A 13717-nucleotide genomic window follows, 5' to 3' on the forward strand; every position below is an offset into this window, starting at 1 on the left:
TCAGAAGTCCGAGGCGCGGAGCAGCGCTTCCGGGCCGGCGGGGTCCACCACCATCGACAGTTCGGGCCTCTGGCGCAGCATGTCGATGGCCCAGGTTGCCGGCACTTCCCTGAATTGCGCCGCCGGGCGGAAAGCGGCAACTTCCGGCCCGGACGAGAACACGGGAAGAATCGGCCCGCCGTCCTGGCCCTTGAGCAGGATCGGACCCCCGTCGGAGCCACCCTCGTCCGAACGGTCAACCGCCAGAACGACGGCGCCGGGCCGCTTAAGCTCTTCCGCGACGGCGTCGGTGCCGCCCTGGCCCGCCACGGCCCGCTTCAAGGCGACATTGGCCAGGCTCCCGGCCGCGAAGCCGATCTCCGGACGACCGAGGGCGCAGGCGGGGCCCGCGGGATTGATGTAGAGGTAGGCAATGTCCCGGTGTCCGTCGACGAACTTCAAAAGGTCCTCGCCGGGCTGGACCCAGGACACCGGCGCTCCCGGCCGGCCCGTGGAGGCCCGGAATTCGGCCAGCTTCTCCTGCGAGGTGAAGGCGAGCACGGACGGCGAACCGTGGACTTCGACGACGCTGATGCCCGGGCGCCCGGGATTATCTGTGGCATCAAGCAACACTTCGCTGCCGATCAGGTGGCGCAACACATTGACGGCCGCCGCCTTCCCCGGATTCTCGCTGAACTTCGCCACGGCGTCGGCGACCAAGCGGTTGTCCAGCCCGCGCCGGCCGGCCTGTTCCTGTCCCGCTGCTGATGCGGGCCCCTGGTCGGCCGGTTCTCCCAGACCGAAATCGGGGGCGGGCTGGTCGAAATTGAAGTAGGTGTCCAGGGAGTATTTCGGTTCCGGCCAGTCCCGTGCGGAGAGGTTCACGGCTGCCGAGCGCCAGGATTCTCCGTTCTCCCCCGCGCTGAGGCTGCGCAGTTCGACGGCGGCGTCGAAGGGCGCGGTGCCGGGCTTCAGGGCGCCGGCATTGGCCGCGGCCATGCCGCCGCGGTCTTGGGTGATGCGCATGAGCATGGCGTCGGCGGATGGTTTCAGCTCCAGCACCATCCGGTCCCAGCCGGGCTCGGAGTTGACGGCCTGCAGCATCCAGCCGGCGAGTATCTCGGCCAACTGCTGTTGGCGGAGCAGCACAGGCGTCTGTTCGGACATGGAATGGGTTCCTTCTTCCGGGAGAGTGCGGGGGAGCTACTGGGCGGGATCCTGGAACGGAGCCCGTTCACTGCCAAGCACCAGCTCTTCGGTCGCCGGGTCGAGATACGGCACGTCCAAACCGTTGCTTTCGAGGATGTCGCGCATCCAGCCGGGAACCCGTTCCTGTTCGCGCGGAAACAGGGCCAGCTCGGCCTGGACCGCAGCGGGAGGTACCGGCATCTGGAGGGCGCCCGGGGCAGGTTCCAACGGCTCCGTGTCGAACCGTTCGAACCGCGGCTCTTCGTCAGGGACCAGGGTCAGCCGGGCAGCGAACCATGTGCCCTTACCTTTGGTGTAGCTGGCGGCTTTGTCAGACTTTAACGCCCTGCGGTCCAGCGGCGCGGCGTCGGAGAAGTCAATGCTGACCCATGCGCCTTCAGCCGTTAGTGCCATCTCCGTCCAGGAGACGGTTGCACCGTAGATCTCGAACTCCAGCCGGATCTCCTGATAGGTCCGGAACCGCGAAGAGGCCGCGGTTGCCATGGCCGACAAAAACTCGTCGGAGAGCAGCTGTGATGTCACGGGGAGTACATTCCTTAGTTTTCGAAGTCGAAGCGCCGGGTTTGGCCGTTAACCGTTACCTTGAGTTCCACCATATGTGGAACACGGTTTCCCCCACCAGCATCGTAGATCGGGCGGACGTCCCACGTGACCGAGGGCTTGCTGCCCCCGGGAGGCACGTCGCGGAGCCGGTTGCGGATCCAAAGCTCGGTGTCATACCAGGTGTCGGCGGCCCCCGTCAGCCGCAACCGCTCGATGGGCGTCAGGGCGCCCAGGCCGAGGTTCCGGTTTTGTATGTTCAGCTGGGGAATCAGGTTGATCTTCTCCCCCGGTCCGCCGAACATGGCCGCGAGGAGGTGGCCGCCGTCGTAGTCGCCGCCGCCGTGCCCGCCCACGTGGGTCTGGTTGCCCGGATGCCGCCAGGTGTCGGCCTGGTTCTTGGGGAAGTACTCGAGGTCGTGGGCGTGCAGTGCCGTGGGGCGCCCGAACCCGTCGGTGTGGACCACGATGTTGCCGTCGATGTGGTACCGGACGTTGGGCCGCGGGTTGTTCAGTTCGGGATTCCAGTTGCCCTTGAATCCGCTGGGAGCCTCGATCTGCTGGATGTGGCCGGCGGAGTTCGTGTAAAACTTGCCGCGGCCATCCACCTCGTAGACGGTCGTGGGTTTTAGCGTGATGCCCTGCTCTTCGACCGCGTCAATGACCGATTTCCGTGCGGACAAGTCGAGGTCGTGCTTGGCCAGCAGGTCCACCGGGTCGCCGGCGTTGCGCGCCCACGGCGGGTCGAACTGGCGCGGCCCGGTCTCGTGGAGGCCTTCCCTGCGGATCAGTTCGTCGACGCCGATGGCTTTGGGATCGGGGCCCTGGGTGGTGTCGAGGAACCGCAGCTGGGTTCCGCCGCCCGGGCGCCCGAACGCCGGGGCGATTTCGGAGACCTCGACCTCGACGCCCTCGGGCAGGCGGCCAAGCTCGAAGTGGTGCAGCTCCTTGCCGAGGGTATCGACCGGCAGGCCGCGCATGTGCCACGGGGTTCCCTCGATGGCCAGGTAGGCTCCGCCGTTGGGGCCGATCCGGTCCAGCTGGACACTTCCAAAGTCTGACTGCAGCTCGTCGTATGAAGAGTACGTCCGGATGGTTCCTTCGACCGCCCCGGCGTTGTCCGGATAGGCCGCCCGGTACTCGTCCGGGCGGAACTCGTCCAACTCGCTGTACCGGTTCGCGTACTCGGCTCTATCCAAGGGGTTCCCGAGCTCGTCGGTGCCGTAGGCGGGCTGGGAGCGGTCCACGATGGCGTCGAGGTCGCTGTTGATGGCCACGCGGCCGTGCTGGTCCTTGGGCAGGTCCGCCCAGTCCGGCATCTCGACGTCCTGGTAGAGGTCATCGGCCCGGTGCTGGCCATATCTGGCGTGTGCCTCCGGGTTCTGGATCGCGTCGGGCACAGCGGTGCCGTGCTGCGGTTCCTGCGGATGGCGGAAGCTGTCGCTGACCCGCTGTCCGTTCACGTCATAGGCGTTGATGCCGTCGCCGGCCCCCGCAGCGGTCGCCTTGGGTGTGGCGGGATCGGGTTCCGGGGCCCTTGAGCCCGGAGCCTCCGCGTCGGGGATGCGTGCCGGCGCCTCCGCGTCGGGGATGCGTGACGGAGCCTCCGCGTCGGGGGTGCGTGCCGGCGCCTGCTCGTCGGGAGTGCGTGACGGAGCCTCCGCGTCGGGGGTGCGTGCCGGCGCCTGCTCGTCGGGAGTGCGTGCCGGCGCCGGCTTGGCCTCCGGCGTCTCAATCCGCTGGCCGTACTGCGGAGGGCCGGGACGTTCCGGCACGGTGTAGCCGCCGGTGCGCGACGACGGTTTGGGTCCGTCCGCGTCAAAGTTCATGATGGTGTTGGCGTTGCGGCCGGACGGCGTCTCCACATCGAAGCGGCGCCCGGTGGTGTAACCGCCGCCCGCGGTAGCCAGGCGCGGGCCGCCCAGCGCGTTCGCCAGGTTGTCCGTGCCGGTGCGCAGCGACGTCGTGAAGTTGTCCGCGCCGGCGCGCAGGCCCGAGGCGGCGTTGCGCAGCCCGTCGGTGAAAGCGTGGCCGGCGGTGCTGACGTAGGGGCGGACCGTGCCGGTGACCGTCTTGAAGCCGCTGGTCGTGACATCGATGGCAGTGAACTTGAAGTTGGTGGAGAAATCGATGGCGCGGGTGGTCAGGCCCGCGGTCTTGGACAGGCCGGAGAAGTCCAGCACCTTGGCCGCTGCCCCGCCGGCTCGGCTGACCGCGGTGACCTTGTTGGCCACGCCGCCGGCCTTGGCGACGGCGCCGCCGCCGGCGGTCAGGAGGATGGCGGAGAGATCGAACGCCGTCGCGCCGGCGGCGTAGGCCGGGTCGCGCTGCCAGTCGTCCCAGTGGATGGCCGCCTTGCCGACGGCCAGCAGTTCCTCGCCTGCCTTTTTGACCGTGCCCGGGCCGCCGATCGACTCGGCCACGAGCGCGGAGATCGGGCTGGAGACGATGGCCACGTTCAGGGCGATCTGGCCGATGCCCTTCCAGGTGGCGGCGAAGGTCTCGCCGTCGGTGAAGTTGACCATGTTCCACAGGCCGGTCACCGTGCCGGTGATCCCGCTCCAGACGCCCTTGCCGAAGGACACCATGCCGTCCCAGGCGTCCGCGTACCACGGCTTGTCCCACTCCGTCGGCTTGCCCCAGGGAATGTGGCCCTCGCCGGTCGCCGAATCAAGCTGTTCTGCCGAGTAGCCGTAGGCCTGCTGGCCGGTGCCGGGGCCGTCCTGCGTGGTTTCGACCAGGGTGATGCCGCCGTAGAGTGCGGCAATCGCGTTGGCGCAGGTTCGCTCGGCCGCCATGTGCTCGGCCGCCAGCGCGTTGGCGTCCCTGAGGATCCGGTTGTCGTCGTTGACCAGGTCCTCGTCCTTGCGCCAATCGCTGCCTTCGTTGGCGATCCGCGCCCGCACGCCGTGCCAGCGGGCCACCAGTGCGTCGTAGCGGGAGGTGAAGGTGTCCGCCCAGTCGGCGAACGCCTCGATGGCCGACTTGATGGCCGCGGTGTCGGACTTGATGTCCTCGGTGGTGGTCCTGATCGGTTTGACCGCGACGTAGACCTGCGGGGCCTCCGGTGACTTATAGACCGCTTCCAGCCCGCTCCAGTCGCTCTCGATCAGTTCGACGGCGTCGTCAATGTCTTCGGCCTTGTCGTCCAGCGCCTTGGCGTGGGTGCGCAGCAGTTCCGCGTCGGGCCGCTGCGGGTATTCCTCGGCGTAGGGATCCCAGGCCGTCATTGCTTCCCCTTATTCGGTGCGTGAGACTTGATGTTTGTGAAAGTGGCGGGACCGGTCGATCAGAGCGCCAGCGGAGTGGGTCCGTGCGGCCGGTGCGGCCGCGAGGCGTCTGCCTCCTCGGGCAGCGTCCCGATCAGGTTTTGGGCATCCGACGCCATCTGCGCGTCCCCCATGACGTAGGAATTCACCGCGTCCATGGTGCCCTGGAAGGTGGTCTGCAGCCGTCCGGCAACACTGTTCAGGCCCGGTTGGACGGTCTTCTCCGCCCAGCCGTTGAGCGCGTCCATTACCGGGCCGGACTTTGCGGCAGCGACGATGTCGCTGACGGCGGTACCCAGGGCTGGGAAATCCGTCTCAAAGCTGTCGGCCCGCCCGCTGGCGGTGGTGACGATTGTTTGGACTTTGGTGGGTTCGATGTCCCAGCCGTCGAGTGCCACTGCTGTTTGCCTTTCGTGCCGGACCTTGGCGGACTGGATGCGATCTGGATGCTGCCGGTCTAGATGTTGGCGATCTTCGCGCCGGCCGTCTTGATGGTGTTGCCGGCGGTGCTCTTGGCATCCTCCAGCAGCTTGTGCACGTCCGCCATGATGCCTGCGAACGCGAAGCCCGCGTCTGCCCAGGCCTGCTCCACCCGGTCGTACTGCTCTGCGATGTCGGTGGCCTGGAACTTGGCCTGCAGGTCCGCGGCGTCTTTCTTGCGGGTTTCCACCAGCGCGTTAAGCTTCTTCTTCACCCGGTCCAGGTTGTCCTGGGCCTGCGATGCTCCGCCGTCGGAGAAGGCGAATGAATTCTGGTCTGCCATGATGTTTCCTTCCTCATGCCCGGCCTCGGCCGGAAAAAGATCGTCTGTGGGTCATTGCCGCTTGAGCGGCGGGAGCCTGCCTGCTTCCGGTGCAGGCTAGCCGCGGTTGCGGAAGACGGCGTCGTCCCAGGCCGCCTTGCCCTCGGTGGCATCGGCGTCGTCGGCCTGCTGCTGCTCGCCCAGCTGCATGGTGGTGTTGACCTCGGACTGGCCCTGCTGAATGGAAACCAGCGATTTCTGCAGCCCGGACGCCACCATGTTGGCCCGGCCCATGATGCCCTTGAACTTCTCCCAGAAGTCGCCGGCGGTGTTGCCACGCATCGGCTCGGGAACTGCCTCAAGCTCCTTCATCAGCGCCTGGAGTTCGGTATCGGCCGCCGCGCTGGCCTTCCCGGCGTCGACAAACGCGCTCTTTTCCATCTTGATGAACTGGTTGCCGCTCATTGCTCCACCTCCGTGCCCCGTCACGGGGCTGTAGCTGCCGCTTCCGCCGGCGGACGCCTGCTGCGTCCGCGGTGCGCCGGGTTGCCGCCCGGCCGGTTGTCTTCGAGCGGTTCCCCGCCTTTACCATAGAACGCGCTGGCTCGCACCGCGTCAATCGACGTTAATGGGTACATCTCCCCATCCTGAGCGGGACACGCGGGAATTTATCCATCGTTTGGAGCGATAAGCTCGGTAGGCGACGCACCGCTTGGGAGGAGAGACGTGGCTCACGATTACGACAACCAGCTCATTGAGTCAGTGGCTGTCCGGCGTGCCCGGCTGACCACGGCGCTGCTGTACGGCGCGAACCCGCTCCAGCGGCGCTGGAAGTCCAGCGTGCGCACCTTCTTCTTCAGCATCGCCATGGCGGCTGTCATCGCCGCCGTCTGCGTGGGCTATTCGTTCGTGACCAACCTGCTGGAAGACCTGCGGCAGGAACGGCAGCAGCGGACGCAGTCAGCCGTCGTCCTCCACCTCGGTGGCCATCCGGCGGACGACGACGGCGCCCGCCTGCCGCCCGTCACCCACCGAGGAGCCGCTTGAGCATGGCCGAAACCTTTACCCGCGTGACCGTGGCCGGGCCGCAGCGCCATGTGGACGTCCTGCTCCCGTCGCAAACGCCCGTCGGCCTGCTGCTGCCGCAGGTCCTGGACCTGCTCGATGACCAGCCGGCCGCCGCCGTCGCCGTGAAAACGCTGATCACCCCCGCCGGCGATCCAATCCGCGAGGACGCGTCGCTGAGCGAGGCGGGCATTGCCGACGGCGCCATGCTCCGGCTGGTGAATGTTTCCGAGGCCCCGCCTGCACCGGTGGTGTACGACATCACCGACGCCGTGGTGGAACAGACCGAGGACATCGGCGGCCGCTGGACCGAGCGGGTCCGCCGCGGGACGGGCGCCGTCTTCGCCGCCGTCGGACTGTACCTGGGCGTGCACCTGCTGCTCGAGGGCGCCGCCACGGCAATGGCCGCGGCCGTCTTCTTCGCGCTGGCCGCGGTGCTGCTGGCCGCCGGCATCTACCTGGGCCGGGTGACCGCCACGGTGCTGGGCCCGCTGCTGGTGGGCACCGGCTGGCTGCTGGCCGTGGGTGGCGTGCTGCGTCTGCCTTCCGATCCCGGGACGCACGTGCTGCTGGCCGCCGCGGCGAGCGCCGCGGCACTGGTCGGTGCCGGCCTGATCTCGCAGCGTCCGCGGGCGCTGATGTCTGCCGCGGGACTGCTCGCCCTGCTCACCGTTTTCTGGGCTGCCTCGCTGGCTCTCTTCGGCGCCCCGGTGCTGGCCGCCGGCGTGGCCGCGCTGCTCAGCTGCGCGACCCTCGGCCTGCTGCCGCAGATCGCCCTCTCCGCGTCCGGACTGGCCACGCTGGACGACCGGCGGGCCAAGGGCGGCCGCATCGGCCGCACCGACGTCCACGTGGCCATCGGCTCGGCGCACCGCGGCCTCAGCTTCGGCACCGCGCTGGCGGCGCTCTCGGTGGCCGCCGGACTGTGGATCCTGGGAACGGACACCGAGCGGCAGGCCTGGACACTGCCGCTGATCGCTTGCCTGGCCCTGGCCACCGGGCTGCGGGCGCGCGCCTTTCCGCTGGCCACCGACCGGATCGCGCTGTACCTGGCGGCCGCCGTCGGCACGCTGTCCCTGGCGTGCGCGGTGCTGGCCTTCTCTCCCGGGCACGGCTGGTTCGTGGCGGCCGGCCTGCTGGTGCTGGCCATCGCCGTGGTGATCTCGCTGACCGTCACGCTGGCCGACCATTCCGCCGCGAAACTGCGCCTGCTGGCCAACCGGATGGAGACGCTGGCCATCCTGGCCGCCGTCCCGCTGGTCATCGGCTTGTTCGGCGTCTTCGCCTCGCTGCTGACCACCTTCGACTGAGACAGGTTGGAACCGATTCCATGGAACCGATGTCGCGCAGGGACCTGATCGCCCGGGAGAATACCGCCACCGGGCACGTCCCGGCAGGCCCGCCCCGGCAGGCTTCCGTGCCCCCGGCCGCCCCGTCCGGCGCGGGCTTGCCCGGCCGGACACAGGTGGCCGACCCGTGGAGCACGCCGGCTCCGGCCGCCGAACCCGCCAAGCCCGGCCCGTTCGAGTCCGATGCCGAACAGCGGCGCCGCCGCCTGCGCGGCCGGCGCGGCGAGCCCTGGCTGGTCCGCACCGTCCTGGCGGCGAGGGGCCTGCTCTCCTCCGACGACTACCCGCGGCGGTTGGTCGCCGCCACGGCCGGCGCGCAGGCCGCGGTCAGCACGGGGCGCCGGATCGCCGTGATCGGCAGCAGGGGCGGGGCCGGGAAGACCACGACGGCGGCGCTGCTCGCATCGCTGTATGCGGCCGCCCGGCAGGACACCATCGCGGCCGTCGACCTGGCGCCCGCCGGCGGGACCCTGGCGCTGCGGCTCGGGGTGCCGGACGCACCGGCCATCGACGACGCCGCCGCCGTCCTGCACTACTCCCCCGCCGGGAGCGCCGACGACCTGCGCCGGCAGCTGGCCGCCGCCGGGCCCAACCTCTGGGTGGCCGGGGAACGTGCGCTCGGCGGGCATGCCGGCAATGCCGCGCTCTCGGCGGCCGGCCAGAACATCTCCCGGTACTGCCCGGTGGCGGTATACGACTGCGCCACCGGCCCGGGCGAGAACCCTGACACCAACTGGGCCATCGGCGTCGCACAGTTGGCCGTGCTGGTGGCCCCCGCCTCGGTGGCCGGGGTCCAGGACGTGCGGCGCACGGCGGCCGCGTGGGCGGCCACCCCTGAGCTGGCCGGGACCGGCCTGCTGGCCGTACTGACCCGGACGGATGCCGACGCCCCGCTGGACCCGATGGCCGAAGCGAAGCTGCTCGCGCGGGACGGAATCTCCGTGCTGCCCCTGGGCTACGACCGGCACCTGGCCGGCGGAGTGGAACTCGACCCGGCCCTGATGTCCCGCGCCGTCCGGCTGCAGGCGGCCGAGCTGGCCTCCACCGCGCTGGCTTTGGCGATGGAGCACACCGGCCGATGAGCGTGAAGATCTTCCACCGGCCGGCCCGGACCACCGCCCCGGCGCGCGAGGCCGCCCCCTTCAGCCTGGAGGCCCCGCCGCCCATGGGCGAGAAGGCCGGCAGGATGAACGCCATGGCGCTGATCCCGCTGCTGGGCGCCGGATTGTCCATGACCGTGATGATGCTCTTCCGCGGCAACAGCCTGGCCGCCGTCGGCGCCATCGCGATGATCGTGACCGTCGTCGCGTCCATCGTCATGATGCTGGGCCAGCGCGGCCGGGCGGCCCGCGCCCGGGCCGAAGAACGCGACCGCTACCTGGAATACCTGGAGGAGTCCCGGGCCACGCTCCGCGCCGACGAGCAGCGCACCATCACCACGGCGCGCACCAGCAACCCGGAGCCCACTGCCCTCTTCGACATCGTCCGCAATACGCAGCGGCTTTGGGAGCGGCGGCGCGGCAACGAGGACTTCCTGCACGTGCGGATCGGTTCCGGCGAGCGGATCAGCCGGCAGATCACCGTCAACGAGCAGGGCCCGGTTACGGCCCAGCGCGACACTTTCATGGACAACGAGGTCCGGATCCTGCAGCGGCGGTATGAGTCGTCGCCGGATTTGCCGCTGACCCTGCCGCTGGACTCGGCCGGCAACGTCAGCATCATCGGCTCCCGCGGGTTCGTGCTCAACGCCGCCCGGAACCTGCTCGCCGAGGCCTGTGCCTTCCACTCGCCCGAGGACCTGCACGTGGGGATCGCGGCCGGCGAAGACCGGCTGGGCGACTGGGACTGGGCCCTGTGGCTGCCGCATCTGGCGGACCAGAAGCAGGCCCACGCCACCGGCCCGGTCCGCCGGATGGCCCGGTCCCTGGACGAACTCGGTGCCGTGCTCGCCGACGAGCTGAACCGCCGCGCGGTGGTGGCTGCCGAATCCTCCAAGAACGCCCGGGGCGCCAGCCAGCACCTGCCGCGGCTGCTGGTGCTCGCCGACTGCTACGGCGGGCTGCCCGAAGAACTCGTGCTGCCGGACCGGCACGCCGGACTGGCCCACCTGGGCATTACGGTGGTTTATCTGGTGGCCGACCGCGGCCAGGAGCCCGGCGAGGTCAGCGTGCGCGTCACGCAGGCCGGCGCGGCCGCGGATTCCGCGGTCTCCGGCGCCCCGCCGTCGGACTCGGGATTCACGATCCAGAACTACCGCGAGGATCCGGTCGAGCCGGTCGTGGAACAGGGAACCCTGGACCCCCTGGCCGTGCCGACCGCCGAGGCGCTGGCCCGGGAACTGGCACCGATGCGGCTCTCGGCGGACTCGCTGGAACACAACACCGCCGCCAGCTCGGACAGCTTCCTGGACATGCTCGGCCTGAGCCCGGCGCTGGACGAGGCGGACATCAGGCGGCTCTGGAAGCCGCGGAGCGAAGTGGACTTCCTGCGGATCCCGCTGGGCCCCGACGACCGCGGCCGGCCGACCCTGCTGGATCTGAAGGAATCGGCGCAGTTCGGCATGGGCCCGCATGGGCTCTGCGTCGGCGCCACCGGCTCCGGCAAGTCGGAGATGCTGCGGTCGCTGGTGCTGGGTCTGCTGGCCACCCATCCGCCGGAACTGCTGTCCATGGTGCTGGTGGACTTCAAGGGCGGCGCCACGTTCGCTCCCTTCGCCGACGCGCCGCAGGTCTCCGGCGTGATCACCAACCTGGCCGATGACGCGAGCCTGATCGAACGAATCTACTCCAGCCTTAACGGCGAGGTGGTCCGGCGGCAGGAAGTGCTCAAGGCCGCCGGCAACATCGCCAACATCACCGACTACCAGCTGCACCGGCAGGAACGGCTCGCCCGCGGCGAGGCCATGGAACCGCTGCCGCACCTGGTGGTGATCATCGACGAGTTCGGCGAACTGCTCACCGCCCGGCCGGACTTCATCGACCTGTTCCTCTCCATCGGCCGGATCGGCCGGTCCATCGGCGTGCACCTGCTGTTGAGCAGCCAGCGGATCGAGTCCGGCAAGCTGCGCGGGCTGGAGACCTACCTGTCCTACCGGATCGGGCTGCGCACGCTCTCCGAATCGGAATCCCGCACCGTGCTGGACACGCCGGATGCCTTCCACCTGCCGCCGGTCCCGGGATACGGCTACCTGAAGGTGGATACCACGGTCTACACCCGGTTCAAGGCCGGGTACGTCTCCGGGCCGCTGGAGGATGTCCAGGCCCAGGAGGCGGACGAAACCGCCGGCGACGACGGCCCCCGGGTGCTGCCGATGCCCACGTATGCGGCCAGCCTGGAGCGGGCGGACGACGCCGGCGCTGCTGCCACCAGGCCGGCGCGTACCGGGGCGTCCAAGCGCACCACCGGTCCGACCGTCCTGTCCACGCTGATGGCCACCCTGGCCGGATTCCCGCGCGCCGTGGATCCCATCTGGCTGCCGCCGCTGCCGGCGGCGCTGGCTCTGGACACCGCCGCCGGTTCGGTGACCACCACCAGCCAGGGCATCCGGCTCGCCTCCGGCGGCGGGCTGAAGGTCCCGATCGGCCTGCTCGATGACCCGGCCAAACAGTGGCAGGGCGTGTGGGAACTGGACCTGAAGTCGGCGGGCGGCAACGTGGCCATCATCGGCGGGCCGCAGTCGGGCAAGAGCACCGCGCTGCGCACCATCGCGGCCTCGCTGGCCCTCACGCACAGCCCGCAGGAAGTGGGCATCTACTGCGTGGACCTGCTGGGAAACTCGCTGATCCCGCTGGAGGGCCTGCCGCACGTGGGCGGCGTGGCCGTGCGGACCAACCGCGAGGTGGTCCGCCGCACGGTGGAAGAACTGCTGGCCATGCTCGGCGAGCGCGAGATCGTCTTTGAGAAGTACCAGGTGGATTCGCTGGCCACCCTGCGTAGGCTGTGCGCCCAGGGCAAGATTCCCGAACTGCCCAGCGCCGACGTCGTGCTGGTCTTGGACGGCTACGGCCTGCTGACAGACGAATTCGAGGACATCGAACCGGCCGTGCATGCGCTGATCGCCCGCGGCGGCGGCTATGGCATCCACGTGATCACCACCGCCAACCGGCAAAACGAGATCCGGCTGGCCCAGCAGTCCTTCTTCGGCACCAAGATCGAGCTGCGCCTGGCGGATCCGGCAGATTCCTCCTACGGCCGCAAACTGGCCGAGACCATGCCCGCCGACCGGCCGGGCCGCGCGCTGACCGACGCCAGGCTTTTCGGCCACTTCGCGCTCCCGCGCATCGACGGCGTCGCCGACGCGGACACGGCCACGCAGGGCACGCGGGACATGGTGGCCGCCGTCGCCGCCTCCACCGATGCCCGCGCCATGCAGGTGCGCATCCTGCCGCAGGTGGTGGAAGCCGCCCAGCTCGAGGTCCCGGCGCTCCAGGGCCTGCTGCCGCTCGGCCTGCGCGAGACCGACCTGGGCCCCGAAATGCTGGACGTCGTCCGCGGCGAGCACCACCTGATCGTGATGGGCGACGAGCAGTCCGGCAAAACCAACCTGGTCCGTTCCCTGGTCGCCTCGCTGGTGGCGCAGTACCCGTCCCGGGACTTGGTCTTCGCCGTCTTCGATCCCCGCCGGGCGCTGGCCGACGTGGTCCCGGACGCCTACCTGGGCGGCTACGCGCCGAGCGCCGCCCAGGCCGAGCCGCTGGCCAACGCGATCGCCTCGGAGCTGTCCAAGCGGACCACCGGCGGCGACGCGATGCAGGACAGCATCGGCGAGGCGGACAGCATTCCGCGGATCGTCCTGCTGGCCGATGACTACGACATCCTCACGGCCGGCGGCGCCGGCCCGCTCCGCTCGCTGATCGAATACCTGCCGATGGGCCCGGAACTGCAGCTGAACGTGATCCTCACCCGCCGGGTGCGCGGCGCCGGCCGCGGCATGTACGAACAGTTCTTCGCCGCGCTGCGGGACTCCGGCAGCACCGGCCTGATCCTCTCCGGCGACCGCTCCGAAGGCGGCCTGCTCAACAACGTGCGCGCCCGCCGGCTGCCGCCCGGCCGCGGCCTGCTGGTCCGCTCCGGCGGGCCCGTCCAGACCGTACAGACCCTGTGGACCCCGCTGGAGGCGACCGCCAATGTCTAACACCGTCACCGTCGTCGCGCTCGATGAGCCGGGCCAGGACGTGGTCATGGTTTCGCTGCTGGCCGTGGTGCCGCAGGAGTACGTCCGCGAGGCCGCCGGAAACGCCCTGCTGGAGGTCGAGGACGGCAACGGCACCACGCTGCTGGCCGTCGAGCTGCCGCGCCTGGTCCGGGTTCCCGGCGAGGTGTCCCGGCTGCTCGCCGGCGCCACCGTGAACGCCATCGAGGGCACCCCGATCCCGTCGATCTTCTCCGACCACCCGGACTTCGCCGAGCCGGAGCACCAGGACCTGTGGTGGCAGGAGATCACCGTCCGCAACGGCATCCCCGACGGCGACTCGCTCGGCTACCGGGTGGCGCAGAATATCGCCGTGCGGTGCCGCGGCGCCGTCGTCACCCACCAACTGCCCAACTCCGGAGAATAGGGATGG

Annotated in this window: 11 protein-coding genes; 5 read left to right on the top strand and 6 right to left on the bottom strand. The window is 69.9% G+C overall.

Annotation, left to right across the window (positions count from 1 at the left end; genetic code table 11):
• From AC5RVV_RS06695 to AC5RVV_RS06720, 6 genes are all read right to left on the bottom strand, one after another.
• Positions 1–1146: an SseB family protein gene (locus tag AC5RVV_RS06695; RefSeq protein ID WP_494000567.1), complete on the bottom strand. Its 1146-nt coding sequence runs from the start codon at positions 1144–1146 to the stop codon at positions 1–3.
• 36 nt (positions 1147–1182) lie between these two features.
• Positions 1183–1710: a hypothetical protein gene (locus AC5RVV_RS06700; protein ID WP_494000568.1), complete on the bottom strand. Its 528-nt coding sequence runs from the start codon at positions 1708–1710 to the stop codon at positions 1183–1185.
• A gap of 14 nt (positions 1711–1724) precedes the next feature.
• Entirely contained in the window at positions 1725–4958 is a 3234-nt protein-coding gene (locus AC5RVV_RS06705; protein WP_494000569.1) for a glycohydrolase toxin TNT-related protein, read from the bottom strand.
• Positions 4959–5017: 59 nt separating this feature from the next.
• Positions 5018–5395, bottom strand: a complete 378-nt coding sequence (locus AC5RVV_RS06710; protein WP_494000570.1) for a DUF6507 family protein — start codon at positions 5393–5395, stop codon at positions 5018–5020.
• A 59-nt stretch (positions 5396–5454) separates the two neighbouring features.
• The gene (locus AC5RVV_RS06715) at positions 5455–5760 is read right to left on the bottom strand and encodes a hypothetical protein (RefSeq protein ID WP_493939539.1); all 306 of its coding nucleotides are present in this window, start codon (positions 5758–5760) and stop codon (positions 5455–5457) included.
• 96 nt (positions 5761–5856) lie between these two features.
• A complete protein-coding gene (locus tag AC5RVV_RS06720) occupies positions 5857–6204 on the bottom strand; it encodes a hypothetical protein (protein ID WP_493939538.1) in 348 nt (115 codons plus the stop codon).
• A 261-nt stretch (positions 6205–6465) separates the two neighbouring features.
• On the opposite strand from AC5RVV_RS06720, the gene AC5RVV_RS06725 reads away from it, so the two are divergent.
• From AC5RVV_RS06725 to AC5RVV_RS06745, 5 genes are read left to right on the top strand one after another with little or no spacing between them, the layout of a single operon-like run.
• Positions 6466–6786, top strand: a complete 321-nt coding sequence (locus tag AC5RVV_RS06725) for a hypothetical protein (protein ID WP_494000571.1) — start codon at positions 6466–6468, stop codon at positions 6784–6786.
• Positions 6787–6788: 2 nt separating this feature from the next.
• Positions 6789–8114 (top strand): type VII secretion integral membrane protein EccD, encoded by a 1326-nt coding sequence (gene eccD, locus AC5RVV_RS06730; RefSeq protein WP_494000572.1) that lies wholly within the window; start codon positions 6789–6791, stop codon positions 8112–8114.
• 20 nt (positions 8115–8134) lie between these two features.
• Positions 8135–9235, top strand: coding sequence for a nucleotide-binding protein (locus tag AC5RVV_RS06735; RefSeq protein WP_494000573.1), 1101 nt, complete (start codon positions 8135–8137; stop codon positions 9233–9235).
• The gene (gene eccCa, locus AC5RVV_RS06740; protein WP_494000574.1) at positions 9232–13287 is read left to right on the top strand and encodes a type VII secretion protein EccCa; all 4056 of its coding nucleotides are present in this window, start codon (positions 9232–9234) and stop codon (positions 13285–13287) included. The genes AC5RVV_RS06735 and eccCa overlap by 4 nt, the downstream gene beginning before the upstream one ends.
• Positions 13280–13711, top strand: a complete 432-nt coding sequence (locus AC5RVV_RS06745; protein ID WP_494000575.1) for a hypothetical protein — start codon at positions 13280–13282, stop codon at positions 13709–13711. Before eccCa ends, AC5RVV_RS06745 begins: the two co-directional genes overlap by 8 nt.
• The last annotated feature ends 6 nt before the right edge of the window (positions 13712–13717 follow it).

Source organism: Arthrobacter sp. MDT2-34-1, from assembly GCF_059091365.1.